Source organism: Tepidimonas sediminis (assembly GCF_007556605.1).
Taxonomy (GTDB): domain Bacteria; phylum Pseudomonadota; class Gammaproteobacteria; order Burkholderiales; family Burkholderiaceae_C; genus Tepidimonas; species Tepidimonas sediminis.
Map to the genome: position 1 here is coordinate 33,757 of NZ_VJND01000014.1, position 24,026 is coordinate 57,782.

18 protein-coding genes are annotated in these 24,026 nt (G+C 75.3%); 7 read left to right on the forward strand and 11 right to left on the reverse strand.

The features are described from left to right. Nucleotides 1–15: 15 nt before the first annotated feature. Genes recD through Tsedi_RS10410 form a run of 3 tightly spaced genes read right to left on the reverse strand, consistent with a single transcriptional unit; the run spans nucleotide 16 to nucleotide 9,247 of the window. Nucleotides 16–1,944, reverse strand: coding sequence for an exodeoxyribonuclease V subunit alpha (gene recD, locus Tsedi_RS10400; RefSeq protein WP_143896339.1), 1,929 nt, complete (start codon nucleotides 1,942–1,944; stop codon nucleotides 16–18). After that, entirely contained in the window at nucleotides 1,941–5,720 is a 3,780-nt protein-coding gene (gene recB / locus Tsedi_RS10405; protein WP_185970651.1) for an exodeoxyribonuclease V subunit beta, read from the reverse strand. The genes recD and recB overlap by 4 nt, the downstream gene beginning before the upstream one ends. Continuing rightward, a complete protein-coding gene (locus Tsedi_RS10410; RefSeq protein WP_185970652.1) occupies nucleotides 5,717–9,247 on the reverse strand; it encodes an exodeoxyribonuclease V subunit gamma in 3,531 nt (1,176 codons plus the stop codon). Before Tsedi_RS10410 ends, recB begins: the two co-directional genes overlap by 4 nt. A gap of 85 nt (nucleotides 9,248–9,332) precedes the next feature. On the opposite strand from Tsedi_RS10410, the gene greB reads away from it, so the two are divergent. Continuing rightward, nucleotides 9,333–9,896: a transcription elongation factor GreB gene (gene greB / locus Tsedi_RS10415; RefSeq protein WP_143896345.1), complete on the forward strand. Its 564-nt coding sequence runs from the start codon at nucleotides 9,333–9,335 to the stop codon at nucleotides 9,894–9,896. Nucleotides 9,897–9,913: 17 nt separating this feature from the next. Here greB and Tsedi_RS10420 read toward each other — a convergent pair whose 3' ends face one another. From Tsedi_RS10420 to Tsedi_RS10435, 4 genes are all read right to left on the reverse strand, one after another. After that, entirely contained in the window at nucleotides 9,914–12,196 is a 2,283-nt protein-coding gene (locus Tsedi_RS10420) for a RelA/SpoT family protein (protein WP_143896347.1), read from the reverse strand. A 63-nt stretch (nucleotides 12,197–12,259) separates the two neighbouring features. Then, nucleotides 12,260–12,463, reverse strand: a complete 204-nt coding sequence (gene rpoZ, locus Tsedi_RS10425; RefSeq protein WP_143896349.1) for a DNA-directed RNA polymerase subunit omega — start codon at nucleotides 12,461–12,463, stop codon at nucleotides 12,260–12,262. 32 nt (nucleotides 12,464–12,495) lie between these two features. Then, the gene (gmk, locus tag Tsedi_RS10430; protein WP_143896352.1) at nucleotides 12,496–13,116 is read right to left on the reverse strand and encodes a guanylate kinase; all 621 of its coding nucleotides are present in this window, start codon (nucleotides 13,114–13,116) and stop codon (nucleotides 12,496–12,498) included. An 8-nt stretch (nucleotides 13,117–13,124) separates the two neighbouring features. Beyond that, nucleotides 13,125–14,036, reverse strand: coding sequence for a YicC/YloC family endoribonuclease (locus tag Tsedi_RS10435; RefSeq protein WP_143896354.1), 912 nt, complete (start codon nucleotides 14,034–14,036; stop codon nucleotides 13,125–13,127). Nucleotides 14,037–14,109: 73 nt separating this feature from the next. Here Tsedi_RS10435 and Tsedi_RS10440 point away from each other — a divergent pair, with 73 nt between their 5' ends. From Tsedi_RS10440 to Tsedi_RS10465, 6 genes are all read left to right on the forward strand, one after another. Further along, nucleotides 14,110–15,123, forward strand: coding sequence for a serine/threonine-protein kinase (locus tag Tsedi_RS10440; protein WP_143896356.1), 1,014 nt, complete (start codon nucleotides 14,110–14,112; stop codon nucleotides 15,121–15,123). Beyond that, complete coding sequence (gene rph, locus Tsedi_RS10445) at nucleotides 15,120–15,893, forward strand: ribonuclease PH (protein WP_143896358.1); 774 nt, start codon at nucleotides 15,120–15,122, stop codon at nucleotides 15,891–15,893. The genes Tsedi_RS10440 and rph overlap by 4 nt, the downstream gene beginning before the upstream one ends. Further along, nucleotides 15,890–16,519 (forward strand): RdgB/HAM1 family non-canonical purine NTP pyrophosphatase, encoded by a 630-nt coding sequence (rdgB, locus tag Tsedi_RS10450; protein ID WP_143896360.1) that lies wholly within the window; start codon nucleotides 15,890–15,892, stop codon nucleotides 16,517–16,519. The genes rph and rdgB overlap by 4 nt, the downstream gene beginning before the upstream one ends. Then, nucleotides 16,516–17,748, forward strand: a complete 1,233-nt coding sequence (gene hemW, locus Tsedi_RS10455; RefSeq protein WP_143896362.1) for a radical SAM family heme chaperone HemW — start codon at nucleotides 16,516–16,518, stop codon at nucleotides 17,746–17,748. Before rdgB ends, hemW begins: the two co-directional genes overlap by 4 nt. A gap of 44 nt (nucleotides 17,749–17,792) precedes the next feature. Continuing rightward, entirely contained in the window at nucleotides 17,793–18,482 is a 690-nt protein-coding gene (locus Tsedi_RS10460) for a CBS domain-containing protein (protein ID WP_143896363.1), read from the forward strand. 89 nt (nucleotides 18,483–18,571) lie between these two features. After that, on the forward strand, nucleotides 18,572–21,064 hold the full coding sequence (locus tag Tsedi_RS10465) for a DUF349 domain-containing protein (RefSeq protein WP_143896365.1): 2,493 nt from the start codon (nucleotides 18,572–18,574) through the stop codon (nucleotides 21,062–21,064). Here Tsedi_RS10465 and Tsedi_RS10470 read toward each other — a convergent pair. From Tsedi_RS10470 to Tsedi_RS10485, 4 genes are read right to left on the reverse strand one after another with little or no spacing between them, the layout of a single operon-like run. Next, the gene (locus tag Tsedi_RS10470; RefSeq protein ID WP_143896367.1) at nucleotides 21,042–21,938 is read right to left on the reverse strand and encodes a M90 family metallopeptidase; all 897 of its coding nucleotides are present in this window, start codon (nucleotides 21,936–21,938) and stop codon (nucleotides 21,042–21,044) included. The genes Tsedi_RS10465 and Tsedi_RS10470 overlap by 23 nt on opposite strands. Nucleotides 21,939–21,945: 7 nt before the next feature. Further along, the gene (locus Tsedi_RS10475; protein ID WP_143896369.1) at nucleotides 21,946–22,761 is read right to left on the reverse strand and encodes a UDP-2,3-diacylglucosamine diphosphatase; all 816 of its coding nucleotides are present in this window, start codon (nucleotides 22,759–22,761) and stop codon (nucleotides 21,946–21,948) included. Next, on the reverse strand, nucleotides 22,758–23,399 hold the full coding sequence (locus tag Tsedi_RS10480; RefSeq protein ID WP_143896371.1) for a peptidylprolyl isomerase: 642 nt from the start codon (nucleotides 23,397–23,399) through the stop codon (nucleotides 22,758–22,760). The genes Tsedi_RS10475 and Tsedi_RS10480 overlap by 4 nt, the downstream gene beginning before the upstream one ends. 32 nt (nucleotides 23,400–23,431) lie before the next feature. Next, nucleotides 23,432–24,013: a tetratricopeptide repeat protein gene (locus tag Tsedi_RS10485; protein ID WP_143896373.1), complete on the reverse strand. Its 582-nt coding sequence runs from the start codon at nucleotides 24,011–24,013 to the stop codon at nucleotides 23,432–23,434. Nucleotides 24,014–24,026: the final 13 nt, after the last annotated feature.

Consider the following 24,026-nt stretch of genomic DNA (forward strand, 5'->3'; position numbering starts at 1 on the left):
TTCGGTCGACGTTGCCTATGGTAGCGCCTGCCGCAGCGCGGCGCGCAGGGCGCTGTCGCGTTCGGTGCGGCGACGCAGCGCCGCGCGCAGCGTCGCCTCGCCGCCCGGCAGCACGAGCGTGAGCCGCCGGCGCGCGCGCGTCAGGCCGGTGTAGAGCAGCTCCCGCGTCAGGATGGGGCTGTCGGCGTCGGGCGGCAGCACCAGCACCACGTGGTCGAATTCGCTGCCCTGCGACTTGTGCACCGTCAGCGCCCAAGCGCTCGCGGTGTCGGCCAGTTGCCCGGCGCTGACCCACTGCACGCCGCCCGGCCGCTGCGGCGCCGGCAGCGCCAGGCGCCAGCGCCGCGTGCCGTCGGCATGCGGCCGCGCCAGCAGCAGGCCCAGGTCGCCGTTCATGACGCCCAGGCGCGGCTGGTTGCGCGTGACCAGCCACGGCTGGCCGCTGCGGCCGTGCGGGCCGGTGGGCGCGTGCGGGGCCAGGCGCGCGGCCTCGGCCTGCAGGCGCGCATCCAGCCCCTCCACGCCCCACGGCCCGCGCCGCAGCGCCGCCAGCACCTGCAGCCGCGCCTGCTGCCGCAGCAGGCCAGCGGCCCAGGCGTCGGGGTCGGCGTCGGCCGGCGGCTGCGCCGCCGCCTGCAGCCATGGCGTCACCGCCGCGCGCCAGGCTTCCATCCAGCCGTCGGCGGCCTGCGCGCCGAGGTGGACGCCGACGCCCTCGCCGGGATCGTGCAGCAGCGCCCGCACGGCGTCCTCGTCCCCGTCGCGCACGGCGGCGGCCCAGCGGCCGATGGCGCCGCCGGCGTCGAAGCGGTGGCTGCGCCGCAGCATCGCCACCGCCTGGTCCAGCGCGTCGCCACCGGCGTCGATCCATTCGGTCGGCGGGGCCTGCCCGGTGGCGGCGGTGAGCCAAGCGCCCGTTTCGGGGTGCCAGCGGCCCTCGCGCGCGTGCGCGCACAGCTCCGCCAGCACCGCGCCGGCCTGCACCGAGGCGAGCTGGTCGCGGTCGCCAAGCAGGATCAGCCGCGCCTGCGGCGGCAGCGCGCGCAGCAGCGCGTGCAGCAGCTCCAGATCGACCATCGACGCCTCGTCGACCACCAGCGCGTCCAGCGGCAGCGGCTGGCGCTCGTCGTGGCGCGCGCCCGTGCCGTCGGGCCGCTGGCCCAGCAGCGCGTGCACGGTGACGGCGCTGCGCGGCAGGTGCGGCTGCAGCTTTGCCCATGGCAGCGGCAGCGACCGGGTGGCGAGCCGTTGCCAGGCATCGCCGAGGGCGGCGCTGAGGCGTGCGGCGGCCTTGCCGGTGGGGGCCGCCAGGCCCACGGCCAGCGGCGCGCCGCCGCCTTGCAGCGCCAGCCCCTGCAGCAGCGCCAGCAGCCGCGCGACGGTGGTGGTCTTGCCGGTGCCGGGGCCGCCGGTGATGACCGCCAGCCGCTGCCGCAGCGCCAGCGCGCAGGCCAGCCGCTGCGCGTCCGGCTCGGTGGGCGGCGGGCCGAACAGCGCCTCGATCCACGGCCGCACGGCGTCGGCGGCGGGTGCGTCGGCTGCGGTCAGCCGCCGCGCCAGCGCCTGCGCCACCTCACGCTCGCGCCGGTAGTGGCGGCCCAGGTAGAGCACGCCGCCGCTGGCCACGACCGGGGTCAGCGGCGCGCCCGCGCCGACCCAGCCGGGGCCGTGCAGCGCCGCGGGCCCGTCGGCGTGCAGGCGCTGCAGCAGCCAGCGCGCGCACGGGCCGGTGGCGTCGTCGGGGCGGGCCTCGGCCCAGCGCCAGGCGACGTGGCCGTCGGCGGCGCGGCGCATCAGCAGCGCGGTGGCCAGCAGCGCCTCCAGGCTTGCCTGCGGGCACAGCGCGGCGGCCTGGCGTGCCAGCGTCGCCTCCGCCGGGCGCAGCTCGCCGGCCTGCAGGCCGAGCTGCAGCCAGGCTTCGAGCTCGGGGCGCGGCGTGGTCATGCCGTCACCTCCGCGCCCGTGAACAGGGCCTCGAGCCGCCGCACCAGCGGCCACGGTTCGGTCAGATGCCAGACGCCGGCGCCGGGGGCGGCCACGCCGCGCCAGAACACGCACAGCGCCCCGCCCAGATGCCGCGCCGGCTCGTAGCGCCGTCCCAGCCGCTGCGCCAGCCAGCGGTGCAGCGCCAGCAGGTACAGCGCCGCCTGCGCGTCGTAGCGCTGGCGCAGCACCTCGGCCTGCACCGCCGCGGTGGGGTAGGCGGCGTCGTCGGGCCCGAGCGCATTGGACTTGTGGTCCAGCACCCAGTAGCGCCCATCGTGTTCGAAGACCAGGTCCATGAAGCCTTTCAGCATCCCGTGCAGCGTGACGGCGGCCAGCGCCGGGCGCGGCTGGCCCGGCGCGACGTGGGCGAGCAGCAGACGGTCGAGCGCGCGCGCCTCGGCGGCGGCGTCGATGCGCAGCCAGAACGGCACCTCCGGCTCGGCGTGCGTGAGGTCGCGCAGCCGCACGCCCGGGCTGCCGGGCAAGGGCAGCGCGGCCTCGCCGATGGCGTGCGCCCAGCGCGCCAGATCCTCGGCGTCGGCCGGCAGGCGCTCCGCCGCCCAGCCAAGCCCCTGCAGCGTGCGCTGCGCCAGCGGCTGCAGGGCATCCGGGGCGCCCGCGGGCCAGCCGTGGCGCTGGCAGGCTTCCAGCAGCGCGTGCAGCGCCACGCCGGGCTGCGCGCCGCGCGGCCAGCGGTGCCAGGGTGCGGTGGCGGCAGCCTGGTCGCGCAGACCAATGGCGTCGGGGTCGGAAGCGCCGGGATCGTCGTCGCCGACGTGCGCCTCGGTGGCGGCGTCGGCGCCGGCCGGGGCGTCGTGCGCGGCGCGCGCCAGGGCGCTGTAGCTGGCGATCCACCACGGCGGGCCGCCGCGCGGGCGCGCGACGTGCGCCCGGACGGCGGGGCGCGTTGGCGCTGCCGTGTGGTCAGGCACGGCTGGGGCCGCCTCGTCGTCGGGCAGCCGGGTGCAGGCGACCGTGCCGCCGCTTGCCTGCGCCAGCGTCTGCAGCCGCTCTGGCATCCGCTCGGCCAGCGTGGCGGCATCCACTCCCTGCAGCCCGAGCAGGCGCGCCAGCGCGCTGGACGCCAGGCCCGGCTCCAGCGCCACGCCGACCCAGGTCAGGTGCACCGCGCGTGTCAGCGCGACGTAGAGCTTGCGCGTGTCCTCCAGCAGGCGTTCGCGCTCGGCGCGCTCGAGCGCCTGCAGCCATGGCTCGCCGTCGTCCGGCAGCCTCACGTGCGCGCGGCCCGCGTCGTCGTGCCAGCGCAGCACGTCGGGGCGGTTCCACTTGTCGGTCAGCGGGCGGGCGCGCCCGGCAAACGGCAGCAGCACGAGCGGAAACTGCAGCCCCTTGGCCTTGTGCACGGTGATGACGGGGATGGCCTGCGGCGTGCCGTCGAGGCGGCGCTCCGCGCCGGTCAGCGTCGGGTCGTCGCCGGCGGAGGAGGGGGCGGCGCCTTCCTGCCGCGCCAAGCGCAGCAGGGCCAGCGTCGTCTCCACCCCGCCGCGGCCGCGCTGGCGCGCGGCCTGCTGCAGCCATTCGGCCATGTGCAGCAGATCCGCCAGCGCGCGTGCGCCGGGGCTCGGGTGGTCGGCGGGGCGGGCCAGCAGCCGCGCGGCGACGCCGAAGTCGTGCATCAGCGCGCGCACCGCCGCCAGCACGCCGTGGCGCTGCCACAGCGCGTGGTAGCGCGCGAAGCGCTCCAGCGTCGCGTCCCAGGCGTCCTCGTCGCGCAGCAGGGCGGCCAGCGCGGCCGCATCCAGCCCCAGGGCCGGCGTCAGCAGCGCGTGGGCGATGGCGTCGCGGTCGTGCGGATGGGCGCAGGCGTGCAGCCACGCCTGCAGGTCGTCGGCCTCGGGGCCGTCCCACACCGAGGTCTTCTCGGACCGGTAGGCGCTGGCGAGTCCATGCCGGCGCAGCGCGCGCGCCACCGCCTGCGCCTCCTTGCCGTCGTTGACGAGGATGGCCAGATCCTGCGGCTGCAGCGGGCGCAGCCGCCCGTCGCGCTCGAAGCCGCAACGCCCCGCCGCCGAGCCCTCGAGCCACCGCGCCACCGTGGCCGCGCAGGCGGCCGCGAGGCGCTCCAGCACGTCGCCGCGCGAGGGCTTGTCGGATTCGGGCTGCCACAGCGCGAAGGTCAGCGCCGCGGCGCTTTCGGCCTCGTCGTCGCGCCAGCGCTCGGGCTGGCCGTGCGGCTGCGCCGGCAGGAACGGCACCGGCTGCACGCCAGCGCGCGCAAAGCCGAACGCCCCGTCCGGCAGCGTGCGCTCGGCGTGGCCGAACAGGGCATTGACGGCCTGCACCATCGCCGTGCTGCTGCGGTGGTTGACCGCCAGCGACCAGATGCGCCCGGCGCAGGCGGCGCGCGCCTGCAGGTAGCTGTGGATGTCGGCGTGGCGGAAGGCGTAGATGGCCTGCTTGGGATCGCCGATCAGCAGCAGCGCGGTGCCGGGGGGCGGCCGCTCGGGCCGGTAGATGGCCTGCAGGATGCGCCACTGGCGCGGGTCGGTGTCCTGGAACTCGTCGACCAGCGCCACCGGCTGCTGCTGGCGCAGGCGCTGGGCGAGCGCCGCGCCCTGCGGACCGGCGAGCGCCTCGTCCACGCGGCGCAGCATCTCGTCGAAGGTGAGCTGCTCGGCGGCGCGCAGCTGCGCGCGCAGGCGCTGCGCCACCCACACCGCGGCGTGGCGCGTCAGCGCCCCGCGCATGCCGGGCAGGGCGGCCAGCCGCGCTTTCAGTTCGGGCAGCTCGCGCAGCAGTGGCAGCGTCTCGACCTCACGAGGCAGGGGGCCGGCATTGCCGCGCAAGTGTTCCAGGGTCAGGCGCTTGTAGGCATCGGTGGTTTTCAGTCCTGGATCGCTTGATTCCGGATCGAGCGCCCATTGACGCAGCTTCTCGAACCAGCGCCGTACCGTGGCCTGTTGACGGCTCACATGCCTGATCAGGTCGTGCTGCGCCAGCACCTTCTCGGCCTCGTCGACCCACGCCGGCCACGGGGCCTTCAGCGCCGCCAGCGCCTGCGCGCGCGTGGCCTCGGCCCGCCGCAGCACCTCGGGCAGGCTGCGCGTGGGCAGGCCCGGATCCTGCGCCGCCCACAGCTCGGCGTGCTCGAGCAGACCCTTGATCGACTGGTCCAGCTCGTCCGGCGAGTCCCAGACCTCCAGCACCGCCGCGGCGGCGGTTTCATCGAGCGGCAGCACGTGCAGCCGCCACCAGTCGCGCACCACCTCGCGGCGCAGCACGGCGGTGTCCTGCAGGATGCGCGGCGCAAACGGCTCGCCGCTGAGCAGCGCCTGCTCGCGCAGGATGCGCTGGCACCAGCCGTGCAGGGTGCTGATCGGCGCCTCGTCCAGCGCGTCGGCGGCCTCGGTCAGGTGGCGGGCCAGCGCCGGCCATGCGGTTGCCGGGTAACGCGCGCGCAGCTCGAGCAGCCGTTCGACCGCCGCATCGTCCGGGTCGAGCGCCTCGCCGCCGAAGACCGCGGCCGCCTGCAGCAGGCGCGCCTGGATGCGGCTGCGCAGTTCCTGCGTGGCGGCGTCGGTGAAGGTCACGACCAGGATCTGCCGCGGCGACAGCGGCGGCAGCCCGGCCTCATCAGGCGGCGCGCCCAGCACCAGCCGCACCGCCAGCAGCGCCATCGTCCAGGTCTTGCCGCTGCCGGCGCTGGCCTCGATCAGCTGGCTGCCCTTGAGCGGCAGGGTCAGCACGTCCAGTTCGGGCAGGTCAGCGCTCATGCGGCGGTCTCCTCGGCGGAGGGGGCGCCGTCGCCGTGGCCGCTGGCCAAGTGCGCGTGCAGCGGCGCCAGCAGCGCCTGCGTCCAGCGCGCGAAGGCCCCTTGCGCGTGCGCGTCGCGCGGGCCGGCCAGCGCCTCGAACGTCGGGTAGTGGCGCCGCCACAGCGGCTCCTTGGCCTGCCCATGGTCGCTTTCGTAGGCCTTGCGGGCGTCTTCCCACGCCGCGGCGGGGTCGGCGTCCTTGCCGCGCAGCTTGCCCCAGTAGGCCGCGGCGGCGTGGCGCGGCAGCGGCAGCGGGGCGGGGCCGTGCAGGCCAGCGTGCCACGCCTGCCCCAGCGTCGTCCAGACGGCGTTGGCGGTCTGCGGCGCCAGCGGCCGCATCCGCCCGACGCCCAGGGGGGTGGCGATCCAGCTCGTCACGGGGCCAAGCGCGACGTTGAGCGCGACGTGCTCGACCCAGGCGCGCAGCAGCCGGTGCAGCACGTAATGTCCGGAGTCGGCCTTCTTGCCTTCGACGAGGGCGCTGCCGAGCGTCACCAGCCGCGCCAGCGCGCCGTCGTCGCCGCGCCGCAGCGCCGGCAGCACGTCGCGGATCGCAAGCGTCGGGCCATCCGGCAGCACGAGCGTCGTCTCCAGCCGCGCCCGCTCGGCCACCGGGTGGGGGCGGCGCACGGCCAGTTCCCGGGCGTGCTGCCAGACCCGCTGGATCGCCTCTTCCCAGTCGCGTGCGCGCCATGACCCGGCGGCACCGTCCGGCCAGTCGCCGGCCAGCTCGGCGCGGCGGCGCGCGCGCCGGGCGGCGGCCTGCGCGGCGACGTCGTCGGCGCCGGCCAAGGCTGCGTCCACCACCGCGTTCACCCACGCCAGCCGCGTGCGCCACTGCTGCAGGCGGTCGGGTTCGAACGGTTCGGTGTCGTCGTCGGCCTCGTCGTCGCGTGGCAGCGCCAGCCCCAGGCGCTGGCGCGCGTAGGCGCGCGCGGGGTCGTGCAGCAGCTCGGCCAGCGCCGCCACCGTCACCGGGATCGGCTCGTCCGGGCGCGGCAGGATGGTTGGCGCAGCGCGCAGGGTGGCGGGTTCCGGGGCGGCCCCGCAAGTGGCCAGCCACTCCCGCGCGTAGCTGAACGCGCCCGCAAGCAGAGGGGCGGCACCGTCGGCCGCCGGCGCCGGGCTGAAGTTGGCGGGGTCGAACGGGTGCAGCGGGTGCGCGCGCGTCAGCGCCGCGGCCACGTCACCCTGCAGGCGCGGCGCCAGCCGCCACTGGCGGTTCAGGTGGTGCCGCAGCTGGGCCACCGGCAGCGCCGGCTGGCGCTCGGTGTCGTCCACCGGGTGACGGCCCAGCCACGAGATGCCAAGGTGGTCGCGCGCCGACAGCACCGCCTCCAGCAGCAGGTAGAGGTCCTCATGCCGGCGCAGGCGGTCGCCGGGGCGCGGCACGGCGGCCATCAGGTCGTGCGTGTCGCCCTGCGGCCGGCGCGGGAAGTTGCCGTCGTGCAGGCCGAGCAGGTAGAGGTGGCGGAACGGCACCGCGCGCATCGGCAGCAGCGTCGCGAACGTCACCCCGCCGGCGAGGAAGCGGGCTGGCGCGCCGCCGCCGCCGGCCAGCGCGAGCCACGTGTCGGCGACGACGGCGGCCGGGATCGGCTCCGTGCCGGCTTCCGTCGCCTGCCGCGCCCAGCGATCCGCTGCGGCGCGCAGCCGCGCCACCGCCAGCGTCCCCTCCACGTCGTCCGCCGCCGGCTGCAGGAACTGCGCCAGCAGCGCGTGCAGCCGCTGTCCCCACCCGGCGGCGTCCGTGGGTTCGGCCAGGCGCGCGGTCCACGTCGCCACGGCGTCGATGAAGGTCTGCAGCCGGTGCAGCAGCTCGCCCTGCAGCACCGCCACGCCGCGCGCCGGCAGCAGGCGGTCCTGCCACGGCTCGTCCTCGGCGCCGAGCAGCGCGCCCAGCCACAGGCGCTGCAGCCCCTCGCGCCAGGTGTAGCGTTCGGCCAGCGCGCCGCCTTCTGCTGCAAGACCCAGGCGCTGGCGGTGCGCGCCGTCCAGGCCCCAGCGGATGGCGGCCTCGCGCCGCCACGTGCGCAGCGTGTCGAGGTCGTCCGCCGCCAGGCCGAAGGCGCGCGCCACCGCCGGGATGTCGAGCCAGTCGAGCACCTCGCTGCCGCTCAGGCGCAGCGCCTCGGGGTGCAGCAGGGCGCGCAGCAGCTCGCGCAGGCGCGCGGCGGTGTCGTCCTCGACGTCGGCGATCTGGTAGGGAATGCGGCGCGGGTCGTCAGGCGGCAGGCTGCCCCAGACCGCATGCACCAGCGGCGCGTAGGCGGCGATGTCGGGCGCGAAGACGGCGATGTCGCGCGGCTGCAGCGTCGGGTCGCGCTGCAGCGCGGCCAGCACCTGGTCGTGCAGCACCTCCACCTCGCGCAGCAGGGTGTGGCAGACGTGCAGCCGCAGCGAGCCGTCGCGCGCCGGATCCAGCGGCGGCCATGCGCGCTCGCCCGGCGCGCGGCCGTGCCGCAGGTCGTCCTGCAGCTGCGCCAGCAGGTGCGGCGGGGCGGCGTCGTCGGCGGGCTCGTCGTCCCAGGCGTCGTCCAGCGTCACCGGGGCCAGACCGGCGGGCGGTTCCTCGGCGGCCAGCGCCTGCAGCCCGGCGATGAACTCGCGCCCCTGCCGGCCCCAGGCCGCCAGCAGGGGGTGGCCGGTGCGCGCACCGTCGCGGTCGAACCAGTCGGTGCGCGCCGGGTTCAGCACATGGACCGCCACGTCGCGCCAGCGCGCCACCGCCTGCAGCGCCTGCAGCACGTCGGGCGTCAGGGCGCTGACGCCGAACACCGTCAGGCGCGGCGGCTCGCGCGCCGGCAGCGGGCAGACCTGCGCGGCGCGCATCCGATCCAGCCACGCGGCGTGGATGTCGCCACGGCTGGCCCAGCGGTGCCCTTGCGCTTCGGCATCCGCGCGCAGCAGCCGCCACAGCGCCGGCTGCCAGCGCTCGTCGTCGGGCACTTCGCGCACGCGGCCCTCGGCGTCGCGCAGGCGGTCGTGCCCGGTGGCCCAGTCGGCCAGCCAGTCGGGCCGGTAGATCTGGTATTGGTCGAAGAGGTCCGCCACGCGCCGCGCCAGCTGCGCGCGCCGCAGCGGGTCGCCATCGCCCAGGTAGTGGATCAGCGGGGCGAAGACCGCCGCGTCCGCCGCCTGCGCCAGCGTCGGCAGCAGCCGCCACAGGCGCCAGCGCAGCGGGCCGCGGTCCAGCGGCGCCTCATCCGGCACCGCCGCCTCGCCCAGCACGGCGCGGTAGGTCTGCCACAGCCACTGCGCCGGCAACAGGAACTCCAGCCCCGCGCAGACGCCGTCGCGCTGCGCCAGCGCCTGCTGCACCCACTGCGCCATGCCGTGGCTGGCCACCAGCCAGCGCTGCGGCTGGAGCGGCTGCGCCGCCTGCGCGTCGGCGGCCTCGGCCGCGGCGCGCTGCAGCAGCGTCTCGATGCGGTCGGCCTGGACGATGCGCAGTCCGGCGGTCTCAGGGAAGGAAAAGGCCGTCACGGGCGCCAATCGTAGAGGATTGCCGCGCGCCGATCCGTGCGGCCGGGACGTGGTTGCCGCCACCCCTGCGCTACCATCGGCGCCCATGAGCAAGGCTTTCGTGCGCGAGCAGGATCACGACGAGGACGACGAGGCGCTGCCGGCCGGCCAGCGCATCCCCGCGGGCGGCAAGAACTACATCACGCCGCAGGGCTACGCGCGGCTGCAGCAGGAGCTGAAGTGGCTGCTGGACGAGGAGCGGCCGCGGGTGGTGGAGACGGTGGCGTGGGCGGCCAGCAACGGCGACCGCTCCGAGAACGGCGACTACCTCTACGGCAAGAAGCGGCTGCGCGAGATCGACCGCCGCATCCGCTTCTTGACCAAGCGCCTGCAGATCGCCGAGGTGGTGGACCCGAGCGTCCACCACGGCAAGGATCAGGTGTTCTTCGGCGCCACGGTGACCTACGCGCGCGAGGACGGCAGCGAGGAGACGGTGACCATCCTCGGCATCGACGAGGCCGACAGCGCGCAGGGACAGGTGAGCTGGATCTCGCCGGTGGCGCAGGCGCTGCTGAGGGCGCGCGAGGGCGACGAGGTGCGGCTGCGCACGCCCACGGGGGTGCAGACGCTGGAGATCGTGCGCGTGCAGTACCCGGTGCCCGGGGCGTAAGCGCGGGCGCGGAAGGGTCAGTTGCCGTCCGGCGCGCGCGGCGGGCGCACGCGCTGCGCGCGCAGCACCGAAGGGGTGCGGCGCAGCTGGCGCAGCACCTGCGCCAGGTGCACCCGGTCGCGCACGGCGACGGTGAAGCGCAGCTCGGTGGTGCGCTGCGCCGCCTCGTCGCCCATGTGCAGGTGGGTGATGTCGGCCTCGGCGGCGGCGATGGCCGCCGCCACGCGCGCCAGCACCCCCTTGCCGTTGCTGACCGTCACCAGGATCGTGGACTCGAAGGGGCGCATCGGCTCCTCGGCCCACTCGACCTCGAGGAAGCGCTCGCGGTCGCGCTGCAGCAGGCGGCGCACCACGGGGCAGTCCTCGGTGTGCACGGCCAGGCCCTCGCCCTTGCCGAGGTAGCCGACGATGCGGTCGCCCGGGATCGGGCGGCAGCAGCTGGCATAGACGATGGAGCCGCCTTCGCTGCCGTCCAGCACCACGACGCCCTGGCTCGGCCGATCCTCCGACGGGGCGCCGAAACGCTCCTGGCTGATGAGCAGGGCGTCGGGGCGCTGGCCGCTTTCGGCCAGCAGCGCCGCCAGCTTCTTGCCGACCATGCCGGCGATGCGCCGGCCCTGGCCGATGTCGGTGAGCAGCTCGTCGCGGCTGCGCGTGCCGGTGAAGCGCAGCAGCTTGTCCCAGACGGCCTGGTCGGCCGCGTCGTCGCCGGGCAGGTGGGCGTAGCCTTCGGCGCGCAGCGCCTGGCGCAGCAGCCGCTCGCCCAGCGCGCGCGACTCCTCCTGCGCCAGGGTCTTGAGGTAATGGCGGATCTTGGAGCGCGCGCGGCCGGTGCGCACGAAGCCGAGCCATGCCGGGTTGGGGTGGGCGTGCGGCGAGGTGGTGATCTCGACCACGTCGCCGTTGCGCAGCTCGGTGCGCAGCGGCACCTGCTCGCCGTTGATGGTGGCGCCGATGGCGCGGTGGCCGATGTCGCTGTGGATGGCGTAGGCGAAGTCCACCGCGGTGGCGCCGCGCGGCAGCGCCAGGATCTTGCTCTTGGGCGTGAAGACGTAGACCGAGTCCGGAAACAGGTCGATGCGCACGTGGTCCCAGAACTCGCCGGAATCCTTGGTCTCCTGCTGGATGTCCAGCAGCGACTGCAGCCACTGGGCGTTGAGCGCCTGCGCGGAGGCCTGCGCCGCATCGCCGGTCTTGTAGAGCCAGTGCGCGGCGATGCCGGATTCGGCCACCACGTCCATGCCGGGGGTGCGCAACTGGAACTCGATCGGGGTGCCGAACGGGCCGATCAGCGTCGTGTGCAGCGACTGGTAGCCGTTGATCTTGGGGATGGCGATGTAGTCGCGGAACTTGCCCGGCATGGGCTTGTAGAGCTGGTGCAGCACGCCCAGTGCCGTGTAGCAGTCCAGCACCTGCGGCACGATGATGCGAAAGCCGTAGATGTCGGTCACCTGCGCGAACGACAGGTGCTTGGTGTCCATCTTGTGGTAGATGGAGTAGAGCGTCTTTTCGCGCCCGGCGATGCGCACCTGCAGCCCGCTGCCGGCGAACGCCGCCTCCACCTCGCCCTGCACGCGCGCGATGAGGTCCTTGCGGCGCGCGCGCGAGCGCGCCAGCGCCTTGGACAGCGCCTGATAGCGCCACGGGTGCAGGTGCCGGAAGGCCAGGTCCTGCAGCTCGCGGTAGAGGTTGTTGAGGCCGAGGCGGTGGGCGATCGGGGCGTAGATCTCCAGCGTCTCGCGCGAGATGCGCGCCCACTTTTGGCGCGGCATGTCGCCCATCGTGCGCATGTTGTGCAGCCGGTCCGCCAGCTTGATGAGCATGACGCGCACGTCGCGCGCCATCGCCAGCAGCATCTTGCGGAACGACTCGGCCTGGCCCTGCTCGCGGCTGTCGAACTCGAGCTTGTCCAGCTTGGTCAGACCGTCGACGAGCTCGGCCACCGCGGGGCCGAAGCGCTCGGTCAGCTCCGCCTTGGTGACGCCGCAGTCCTCCAGCACGTCGTGCAGCAGCGCGGCCATGAGCGCCTGCGCGTCCAGCTTCCACTGCGTGCAGATCTGCGCCACCGCGATCGGGTGGGTGATGTACGGGTCGCCATTCTTGCGCAGCTGGCCCAGGTGCGCCTGGTCGGCGAAACGGTACGCCTGGCGCACCTGCTCGATTTCGCTGCTGCTGAGGTAGTCCAGGCTGGCTTCCAGCGCGGCAAAGCTCGCCGCCGCGGCGCTGGCGACGGCCTGCGCCGCAGCGACGCCCGGCGAAGCGGCTGCGGGGTCGGGGGCGGAAGCGACGGCGACACTCACCCCCCTAATGTAAACAAAAAAGGCGCCCGACGCGGGCGCCCTCGACGGATGTCGCGCCGATCGTCAGACCGGCACCTTCTTCAGCATCTCCAGGCCGACCAGGCCCGCGGCGATCTCGCGCAACGCGGTGACGGCGGGCTTGTTGCGCGTCTCGATCTTGGGCGCGTGGCCCTGGCTGAGCATGCGCGCGCGGTAGGTGGCGGCCAGCACGAGCTGGAAGCGGTTGGGGATCTTCTCCAGGCAATCTTCAACGGTGATGCGCGCCATGGAAGCCTCCGGAAAGGGATGATGGAATCGGATCAGGTCAAGCCGAGCGCGGCGAACACGTCGGCGCGGCTGCGGCGCTGCGCCGCCACCCGCAGGCGCTGCGAGTGGGTGATGGTCTTCAGATCGAAGAGCGCGCGCTCGAATACCTCGTTGATTATAACGAAGTCGAACTGATCCACGTGGGCCATTTCCTGCGCCGCGTTGCGCAGCCGCAGTTCGATGGTCTCGGGGCTGTCCTCGCCGCGGCGCTGCAGGCGTGCGCGCAGCTCCTCCCAGCTGGGCGGCAGGATGAAGATCAGCACCGCGCCGGGGAACTGGCGCCGGATCTGCAGCGCGCCCTGGTAGTCGATCTCCAGCAGCACGTCCTCGCCGGCGGCGATGCGCGCCTCGATGGCCTGGCGCGAGGTGCCATAGCGCCGTCCGTGCACCTGCGCCCACTCGAGGAACGCCCCTTCGGCGATCATGCGGTCGAATTCGGCGTCGCTGACGAAGTAGTACTCCCGGCCGTGCACCTCCTGCCCGCGCGGCGCGCGCGTGGTGTGCGAGATCGACAGCCGCAGCTGCGCGTCGACCTCCAGCAGCGCCTTGACGAGGCTGGACTTGCCGGCGCCGCTCGGCGCGGCGATGACGAACAGGTTGCCGGGATGCTGCATCGGGGGATTCATTCGAGGTTCTGGACCTGCTCGCGCATCTGTTCGACGAGCACCTTCATGTCGACCGACAGGCGCGTCAGCTCCAGGCTGCCGGCCTTGGACCCGAGCGTGTTGGCCTCGCGGTGCAGTTCCTGTATCAGGAAGTCGAGCCGCTTGCCGATCTCGCCGCCCTGGTGCAGCAGGCGCTCGATCTCGTCGAGGTGCGAGCGCAGGCGCGTGAGCTCCTCGGCCACGTCGATGCGCAGCGCAAACGCCGCCGCCTCGGCCAGCGCGCGCTCCTGCAGCGTCGGGGTGTCGGCCGCGCCGGCGGCGCCCAGCGCCTCGCGCAGGCGCTGCAGGTAGCGCTCGCGCTGCTGCGCCACCACCTGAGGCACCAGAGGCTCGGCCTGCGCGGCCAGGGCGCGCAGCTGCTGCACCCGGTCCAGCAGCATCATCGCCAGCCGCTGGCCCTCGCGCGCGCGCGCCTCCTGCAGCGCCTGCACCACGCGCGCCGTCAGCGCCAGCAGCGCCTCGTGTGCCTGGGCGGGCAGGGCGGCGCCGCGCTGCGCCCACTGCAGCGCCTCGGCCACCGACAGCGGCGCGGCCTGCGGCAGCCAGGCACGCACCTGCTCCTGCAGCGCCAGCAGCCGCTGCAGCTGGGCCGCGCCGGGCGCCGGCAGGCCGCCGTCGCCGGGTTGATCCAGGCTGACGCGCAGCTCCAGCTTGCCGCGGCGCACGTGCGCGGCGATGCGTTCGCGCAGCGCCGGCTCGGCGGCGCGCAGCTCGTCGGGCAGGCGCAGCGTCAGGTCGAGGAAGCGTCCGTTGACGGCGCGCAGCTCCACGCGCAGCGCGGGTGCGCCGGCTGCCTCGGGGGTGGCGTCGGCAGGCAAGGCCAGCGGCCCGCTGAGGGCCGCGTAGCCGGTCATGCTGTACACTGGCATCGGCTTGGCTGTCAGGAGGGCGCCCGGCGGCGCGGCAGCCGGCCACGCCCGCTTCGGGTGCATCCGAGCGATTATGGCAAAGACCCGGCCCGCACCCCTGCCCCCGGACACGCTGATCGGCGGCTACCGCATCGTGCGGCTGTTGGCGGCCGGGGGGTTCGGGCTGGTGTACCTGGCGCGCGACGCGCACGACCGGCCGGTGGCCATCAAGGAGTACCTGCCCACGACGCTGTGCACGCGCGCCCCCGGCGAGCGCCTGCCGCAGGTGGCGCCGGACAAGCAGGCGCTGTACCGCCTCGGCCTGCGCAGTTTCTTCGAGGAGGGCAAGGCGCTGGCGCAGATCGCGCATCCGGCGGTGGTCGGGGTGCAGAACTTCATCCGCGCCAACGACACCGTCTACCTGGTGATGGACTACCTGCAGGGCGCCTCGCTGCAGGACTACATCGTGGTGGCGCGCGAGCGCCAGCAGCCCCATGTGCTGCGCGAAGGCACCATCCGTGCGCTGTTCGACGAGGTGCTGCGCGGGCTGCGCATCGTGCACCAGCACGGCCTGCTGCACCTCGACATCAAGCCGGCCAACATCTTCATCACCGATGACAACCGCGCGGTGCTGATCGACTTCGGCGCCGCTCGGCAGGCGCTGCAGGACGACGCCGGCTTCGTGCGCCCGATGTACACGCCGGGTTTTGCCGCGCCGGAGATGTACCGCCGCGGGCCGGTGGCGCAGCTCGGCCCCTGGACCGACCTGTACGCCATCGGCGCCTGTCTGTACTCGTGCATGGTCGGCTATCCTCCGCACGATGCGCCGCAGCGGCAGCAGCAGGACCGCCTGCCGGCGTCGCTGGCGCGGTTGCGCGGCATTTACTCCGACGGGCTGTGCGAGGCGGTGCGCTGGTGCATGATGCTGGTTCCGACGGCGCGGCCGCGGTCGGTCTACGCGCTGCAGCGCGAGCTGGCCCGCGCCGACGAGCCGGCCGAGGCGGCTCCGCCCGCACCGCCGCCGCGGGCGTGGCGGCGCTGGCGCGCGCGGCTGCGCCGCCTCTGGGGCGGCGCGCTGTCTTCCCCGACCACCACGGAGCCACGATGACCCTGAACCACGACGTTGCGACCCCAACCGCGCGGCGCCACGACGGCCGCGCCGCCGACGAATTGCGCCCGGTGCGCATCACGCGCGGCTACACCGTGCACGCCGAGGGCTCGGTGCTGATCGAGTTCGGCCGCACGCGCGTGCTCTGCACCGCCAGCGTCGAGGACAAGGTGCCGCCGCACAAGAAGGGCAGCGGCGAGGGCTGGGTGACGGCCGAATACGGCATGCTGCCGCGCGCCACGCACACGCGCAGCGAGCGCGAGGCCGCGCGCGGCAAGCAGAGCGGCCGCACGCAGGAGATCCAGCGCCTGATCGGCCGCGCCTTGCGCGCGGTGTTCGATCTTTCGGCGCTGGGTGAGCGCACGATCACGCTGGACTGCGACGTGCTGCAGGCCGACGGCGGCACGCGCACCGCGGCCATCACCGGCGCCTGGGTGGCGGCGCGCGACGCGGTGCACCAGCTGCTGGCCGAGGGGCGACTGGTGCGCGACCCGATCCTGCACCCGGTGGCGGCGGTGTCGGTGGGCATCGTCGACGGCCGGCCGGTGCTGGACCTCGACTACGTGGAGGATGCCGCCTGCGCCACCGACATGAACGTCGTCATGACCGGCGCCGGCCACTTCGTCGAGGTGCAGGGCACCGCCGAGGGGGCGCCGTTCACGCGCGCCGAGCTGGACGCGCTGCTGGGCCTGGCGGAGCATGGCATCCAGCGGCTGATCGCGCTGCAGCGCGCGGCGCTGGCCGGCGCCGAGGTGGGAGGCGGCGCATGAGCCGGGCCGTGCCGCCGCGCCGGCTGGTGCTGGCCTCCAACAACGCCGGCAAGCTGGCCGAGCTGCAGGCGCTGCTGGCGCCGCTGGCGGTGGAGCTGGTCACGCAGGGCAGCCTCGGCATCCCCGAGGCCGAGGAGCCGCACCGCACCTTCGTCGAGAACGCCTTGGCCAAGGCGCGCCACGCCGCCGCCGCCAGCGGCCTGCCGGCGCTGGCCGACGATGCCGGGCTGTGCGTGGCGGCCTTCGGCGGCGAACCCGGGGTGGACACGGCGCACTACTGCACGCGCTTCGGATATCCGAAGAGCGACGCCAACAACGTGCGCGCGCTGCTGGAGCAGATGCGCGACGTCGAGGACCGCCGCGCCGCGATGGTCAGCACGCTGGTGGCGGTGCGCGCACCCGACGACCCCGAGCCGCTCATCGCCAGCGGCCGCGTCGAGGGCCTGATCGCGCGCGCGCCGGCCGGTGACGGCGGCTTCGGCTTCGACCCGGTGATGTTCCTGCCGGAATTCGGCTGCACGTTCGCGCAGCTGCCCGCCGACGTGAAGAACGCGCACAGCCACCGCGGCCGTGCCGCGCGCGCGATGCTGGCGCTGATGCGGGAGCGCTGGTGGCCGGCCGCATGAGCACGGCGGGCACGCCGGCTGCGGGCGAGGTGGCGCTGCACTGGCAGCGCCCCGGGCAGGTGCACCTCGCGCGCCTGCCGCCGCTGGCGCTCTACGTGCACCTGCCGTGGTGCCTGAAGAAGTGTCCCTACTGCGACTTCAACTCCCATGCCTGGGGAGGGGCGCGTGGGCAGGAGGGTCCGCTGCCGCAGCGCGAGTACGTGCAGGCGTTGCTGGCGGACCTGGAAGCGAGCCTGCCGCTGGTGTGGGGCCGCCCGGTGGTCAGCGTCTTCCTGGGCGGCGGCACGCCGAGCCTGTTCGAGCCGGACGTGATCGCCGAGCTGATCAGCGCCGTGCGCGCGCGCCTGCCGCTCGTGCCCGACGCGGAGATCACGCTGGAGGCCAACCCCGGCACGTTCGAGCGGCAGCGCTTCGCGGCCTTTCGCGCCGCCGGCGTCACGCGCCTGAGCCTGGGCGTGCAGAGCTTCGACGACCGCATGCTCGCGGCGCTGGGCCGCGTGCACGACGCGGCGCAGGCCCGGGCGGCGGCCGAGGAGGCCGCGCGCCACTTCGACACCTTCAACCTCGACCTGATGTACGCGCTGCCCGGGCAGACGCTGCCGGATCTGGCGCGCGACCTGCAGCAGGCGCTGGCGCTCAAGCCGCCGCACCTGTCGGTCTACCACCTGACCATCGAGCCCAACACGGCGTTCGCGCACCGGCCGCCGCCGCTGCCGGACGACGACACCGCCGCCGCCATGCTGGACCTCATCACCGAGCGCACCGAAGCCGCCGGTCTGGCGCGCTACGAGGTCTCGGCCTGCGCGCGGCGCGGCCACCGCTGCGTGCACAACCTGAACTACTGGACGTTCGGCGACTACCTCGGCATCGGCGCCGGCGCGCACGGCAAACTCAGCTTTGCGCAGCGCATCGTGCGCCAGGTGCGCTGGCGCGAGCCGCGGCGCTACATGGAGCAGGCACGCGCCGGCCAGCCGGTGGCCCAGGAGCACGAGGTAGCCGCGCGCGACCTGCCGTTCGAGTTCATGTTGAACGCCCTGCGGCTGCGCGAGGGGTTCGATGCGCGGCTGTTCAGTGAACGCACCGGCTTGCCGATATCGGCGGTATCGGCGACGATCGAGGCCGCGCGCGCGCGCGGCTGGCTCGTCGTCGGTGAGGACGGCCGCATCGCCCCGACGGCGCGCGGCTTCGACTGGTTGAGCGACCTGCAGGCCCTGTTTCTGCCAGACTAGCCGCGTCGGCGGGGGCCGGGGCGCCCACGCGTGGAGGGTGCACCATGCTGGCCATCTACGGCACCTCCGGCCTGATCTACCGCGGCGCCATCGAGGATCTGCGGCGCGTGCTGCCGACCCTTCGCAGCGCCCGCACGCGCGCGCTGGCGGTGGAAGTCGACCGGCCCGACTTCGCCGACAGCGGCTGGCAGCCGGATCGCGTCGGCCGCCACGCCGGCGGCGGCCCGACGCTGCCGCGTCCGGCGGCGGTGGCGGTGCAGGCCTACGGCGAGGTCCAGCACCCGGCGCCGACGCGTCACCCGCTGGAGCGCGTGAGCGACGTCATGACCCCGACGGTCGTCAGCGTCGGCCAGGACGAGACGCTGCAGCAGGCGTGGCAGACGTTGGAGGCGCGCGGGCTTGGCCAGGCGCCGGTGGTGGCGGCAGGGGGGGCGCTGGTGGGGTTGCTGACCCGTGCCGAGCTGCTGCGCGCCGACCGCCTGCCGCGGCCGGACGAGCATCCGCTGGTGTGGCGCGCGTTTCTGGCGCAGCCGGTCGCGGCGGTGATGGTCTCGCCGGTACCGGCCGTGGAGCCGGACATGCCCCTGCGGCGGCTGGCGCTGCTGCTGCTGGAGACCGGGCTGCCCGGGGTGCCGGTGGTGCGGGCGGATGGGGCGCTTGGCGGCTTCGTCTCGCGCACCGACGTGCTCAAGGCCATCGTGCACGATCCGCCGCTGGATCTGTGGGCCGGCTGAGCGACAATAGCCCATCCGGGCGCCCCGCCGGGGCGGCCCGATACCGTCCACCGCGCCGCCGTCAGCGGCGGCGCTGCTTCGATCGCGCCGTGAACACGTCCCCATCCAACACCGTTGCCGAACTCGATGCCGCCACCGGCGGCGCGTTCAGCGCCCCCACGCCGGGCGAGCGTGCCGCGCGCCTGCGCACTTGGCTGGCCGGCGAGCCACCGCTGGAGCTGCTGCGCGCCGTCTACCGCGAGCTGGCCCCGCGCGACAAGGGCGCAGCCAAGCTGGTCAAGGAGCGGCTGGAGGAGTGCAAGCGCGCCCGGGCGCAGGACGAGGCCGCCGCCGAGTGGGCCGCGCGCGCCGAGGCGCTGCTGGCGCAGGCGCGGCTGCCGCTGGCCGATGCGCTGGCCTGGGAGCGTGACGCCGCCAAGGCCGGCGCCCCGCTGTCGCGCGAGCCGCTGGCCACGTGGCGCCAGCGCCTGGCCGAGCGCGCGCGCGCGGTGGAGGAGCTGACCACGCGCGTGCAGGTCGAGCGCGAGGCCGCCAGCCTGCTGGTGCAACGCATCGACATGCTGTCCACGCGGCCGATCGCCGAGGCCGAGGCCGCGCACGAGACGCTGGCGCGCGACGTCGCGCAGTGGCAGGCGCGCGCCGAGGCGCTGGCGGCGGCGCCGGCGGCCGCCGATCTGGAGCCGCGCCACGCCGCCCAGCTGCAGGCCGCGCGCCAGCAGGTCGGCGCGGTGTGGCAGGCGTTCGACGCCGCGCTGGCACAGGCGCGCCGCGCGCGCGACGACGCGCAGGCCGCCCTGCCGGGGGTGCCGCTGTGGGACGACGAGCTGCGTGCGCTGCGCGGCGAGGCCGTGGCCGCCGCGCCGGCGGCCGTGCCCAAGGCGGTGCAGGCACTGGCGCAAGCCGAGCTGCTGCCCAAGGTCGAGGCCCTGGAGCGCGAGCTGGCCGAGGGGCACACCAAGGCGATGGTGCGGCTGGCCGGCGAGCTGCGCCACCTGGTCAAGCAGCACGGGCGCCACGCCGGCCCCGACATCGAGGCGCGCGCGCAGGCGGCGCTGGCCAAGGCCAAGGAGCTGGAGGACTGGGCGCGCTGGCGCGCCGACCAGCTGCGCGAGGAGCTGCTGGCCAAGGCCGAGGCGCTGACCCAGGGCGAGGAAACCCAGCGCCCCAAGGGCCGCGCGCTGCAGGAGGCGATTCGCCAGCTGCGCGAACAGTGGCGCGCCGTCGACCAGGGCGGGGTGCCGCCCAACCAGTCGCTGTGGAAGCGCTTCGATGCCGCCTGCAACCGTGCGCACGAGGCGCTGCAGGCCTGGCGCGAGGAGCTCAAGGCGCAGCACGAGGCCGCGCAGGCCGCGCGTCGCGCGCTGATCGAGGAGGTGCGCGCATGGACGGCGGCGCACGCCGAGGACGAGGACTGGAAGGCGCAGCTGCGCGACCTGCACGCGCTGGCCGAGCGCTGGCGCCACGCCGGCCACGTCGGCGAGAAGGCGTTCGCCGAGCTGCAGGCGCAGTGGAAGGAGGCGATGGCGGCGGCGCACGCACGGCTGGAAGCCGCGCAGGCCGACAGCGTGCAGCGTCGCCAGGCATTGATCGCCGAGGCGCAGGCGCTGGCGGCCGAGCCGCGCGTGCGGCTGGAGGCGGTGCGCGCGCTGCAGCAGCGCTGGCAGGAGGAGGCGCAGCGCGTGCCGCTGGAGCGGCGCAAGGAACAGAAGCTCTGGGAGGCGTTCCGTGCGCCGCTGGACGAAGCCTTCGCGCGCCGGCAGGCCGAGCGCGCGCAGCAGCAGGCGGCGCTGTCGGCGCACGACGCCGCCGTCGTCGAGGCAGCGCGGGCGCTGGAGCAGGCGTGCGCCGAGGAGGATGTGTCGGCCATCCGCGCCGCGATGGAGGCGCTGCGCCGCGCCGTCGAGCAGCCGCCCGCACCGGCGAACGAGGCGGCGGAGCCGGCGCCGCAGGCCGCGGCGTCCGCCCCCGCAGCCGAGTCGCCGGCGCGGCCACTGGTGGCGCGGCGCGGCGATGACCGGCCGGGCGCGGCACCGGCCGCGGCTCCGGTGCCGGGACGCCCGCGCGCCGGTGCACCCGCCGCGCGGCGGGGCGAAGGAGGCGAGCGTGGGTCGGCGCGGCCGCGGCTGGGGGATGCCGCCTTCCGCGCCCAGCGCCAGGCGCTGCAGCTGGCCGAGACGAAGCTGCGCGAGCTGGCCGCGCGCGCCCAGGGGCAGGCGGTGGCCGCGCTGCTGCAGGCGTGGGCCGGGCGCGACGCCCAGGCGCTGCCGGCGGCGGCCCAGCCGGGCCGCGCGGCGGCGGCTGCGCGCGCGCTGTGGGCGCGCGCGCTGGCCGAGGCGCCCGGTGCCGACACCGCGGCGGCCGACGAGGCGTTGCTGCGGCTGGAGATCGCCGCCGACCTGCCGACGCCGGCCGAGCACCAGGAGGCGCGCCGGCGCCTGCAGCTGCAGCTGCTGACGCGGCGCCACGAGCCGGGGCCGGCGGAAACCTGGGCGCAAGACGTGGCGCGCGTGCTGGCCACGGCGCACGACGAGGCGCGCGCGCGCCGGCTGCAGGCTGCGCTCAGGGTGCTGCTGCGTCGCTGACCGCCGCCGGCAGCGCCGCGGCGCTGGCGGGCGCCTGCGGGTGCGCGAACAGCGCATCCAGCAGCGCCGTCCAGCGCGGGTGCTCGGCCGCCAGCCGCGCGCGGTCCACGCAATGGGCCTCGCACGAGACGGCGAAGAATTCCGCCGGAGACTGCGCGGCGTAGGCGTCCAGCCACGGCGCCGGGCCGCCGAAGTGCTCGTGCATGACGACACGGCGGCGATGCGTCTCGTAGGCTGCCTGCAGCGTCTGCCGCCACAGGGCGTGCGCCGCGCGCGCCTGCAGCCCGAGCCAGCCGTCCGGCAGCCGCGGGCAGCCGTCCGCCGGCTGTCCCAGCGGCTTGCCGTGCATGTCGATGGCGTGGGCGAATTCGTGGATCACCAGGTTGTGACCGACGCCCTGGCCATCCGGAGCGCCCAGCACGCGCGGCCAAGCCAGCACGATCGGTCCCCCCTGCATCGCCTCGCCGGCCAGCTCCTCGTCGTACTCGTGCACGATGCCGGCTTCGTCGGTGACGCGTCGCGGCGCGCGTACCTCGTGCGGGTGCAGGATGATGCCGACGAAACCGTCGTACCAGGCCAGCGCCGGCAGCCCCCGATGCCGCAGCGGCAGGCAGGCCTGCGCCGCCACCAGCAGCGCCTTGAAATCGTCGATCACCAGTCCGTGCGCGCCGCTGAAGCGCTTGCGCGCCAGGAACGCGGCCGCCAGTGCGCGCAGCCGCTGGCGCTCGGCCTCGCTCAGATCCTGCAGCAGCGGCAGCGCCGCCACCACGCGCTCCCACAGCGCCTGCGGGATGGCGGCCGGATCGCCACGGCGCAGGCGCCAGCGCCGCCATGCGGTGCGCCACAGACGCCGCAGCCGTTCGCCCAGCGCCATGGCGGCTTCAGTCCCCCGGGGCGGCCAGCCGCCAGCCACCGCCCGGCTGCAGCTGCAGGATCCGCAGCCGCGGCGGCTGCGCACGGGCGTCCCAGTCGCTCAGCACCAGCCGCGGCGCTCCGCCGGGCATCCGGTGCACGGCCGGGCGGTGCGTGTGGCCGTGGATGACGCCGTCGGCGCGCGCGGCCTGGCGCGCCTGCTCCACCACCGCCGGCTCGACGTCGGCCAGCCCGAGCCCCTGCCGCAGGCGCTGCGCCTGGTGGCGCTGACTCTGCGCGCGCAGCGCGCGCGCCCGCTGCAGCCGCTCCTGCAGCGGCAGCGCGAGGAACGCCGCCTGCCACGCCGGTGAACGCACGTCGGCGCGAAAGCGCTGGTAGTCCGTGTCGCCGGTGCACCAGGCGTCGCCGTGCGCCAGCAGCCAGCGCCAGCCGCCCCAGTCCAGCACCGCAGTGTCCGGCAGCAGGGCTGCGCCGCTGGCGGCGGCAAACCGCGGGCCGAGCAGGAAGTCGCGGTTGCCGTGCATCAGCCACAGGGGCCGCTGTGCCGCCGCTGCACGCAGAGCGGCGGCGACGCTGCGCGCCAGCGCCGCCTCCGGGCTGCTCGCCTCGTCCAGCAGGTCGTCACCGACCCAGACCTCGAACAGGTCGCCCAGGATCAGCAGGCCGTCGAACGGGGCGCGTCGCAGGTGGTCCAGGAACGCCCGCGCGGTGGCCTCGTCGCCGGGCTGCAGGTGCAGGTCGGCGATGCAGTCCAGCCGCTGCGCCCCGCTCGGTGGCGTCACCGTGGCGGCTGCGGCGGCCGGCGGCACGGCATCCCCGGTCACGGCTGCACGATCACCGCCTTGGTGATGACGACGTCCTCCAGCGGCACGTCGTCGTGGAAGCCGCGCCGGCCGGTGCGCACCTGGCGGATCGCGTCGACCACCTCGGTGCCCTTGACGACGCGGCCGAATACCGCGTAGCCCCAGCCCTGCAGGGTCGGTGCGGTGTGGTTGAGGAAATCGTTGTCCGCGACGTTGATGAAGAACTGCGCGGTGGCCGAGTGCGGGGCCTGCGTGCGCGCCATCGCGATGGTGTAGCGCTCGTTCTTGAGGCCGTTGGCGGCCTCGTTCTCGATCGGGGCGCGCGTGGCCTTTTGCTTCATGCCGGGCTCGAAGCCGCCGCCCTGGATCATGAAGCCGTCGATGACGCGGTGGAAGATCGTGCCGTCGTAGTGGCCGTCGCGCACGTAGGCAAGGAAGTTCTCCACCGTCTTGGGCGCCTTGGTGGCGTCCAGCTCCAGGGTGATGACGCCGCGGCCGGCGATGTGCAGTTCGACTTGGGGGTTCACGCTTCGGGCTCCGGTTGGGGCGCTGGCGGCCTTGGGGGCCGCGCGCGCCGGGGTGGTGCCGGCCTGCGCGCGCACCAGCGGCGCGGCACAGGCCAGCAGCAAGGCTGACAGCAGGAGGCGACGGTCGGGCATGGCCAGGGTCGATCCGAGTGAGGGTGAGCGCCTCAGCGCCCGGTGGATTGCAGCAGCTGGCGCAGCGCGGCGGCGCGCTCGGGCAGACCGGGCTGGTCGGGCTGCAGCGCCAGCGCCCGCTGCCAGTGCCCCAGCGCCAGCTGGGCGTAGACGTCACCCAGGTTGCGGTGCGCCGTGGCGTAATCGGGGTGCGCGCGCAGCGCCGCTTCCAGCGCCATGCGCGCCTCGCCCAGCCGGCCGGCGGCCGCGTGCAGCACCGCCAGGTTGTTGTACGGCTCGGGCAGCTCGGGGTACTCGCGCGTCAGCTGCTCGTAGGTGGCCTGCGCGGCGGCGGCATCCCCCGCGCGCGCCTGCGCCACCCCCAGCAGCAGCCGCGCCCGCGCGTCGGCGGGGTGGTCCTGCAGCCAGCCCTGCAGCGCCTGCAGCGCCAGCGTGGCCTGCCCGGCGGCCAGCTGGCGCTGCGCCTGGGCGAGCAACGCCTCGCCATCCTGCCCCGGCTGCGCCCACGCCAGCCACGGCGCCAGCAGCAGCGCCAGCCACGCGGCACGTGCGCGGCGACGCGCCTGGGCGCGTGGCGAGGGCAGGGTGGCAGCGGGGGCGAAACGGCAGGACATCGGGACGGGACGG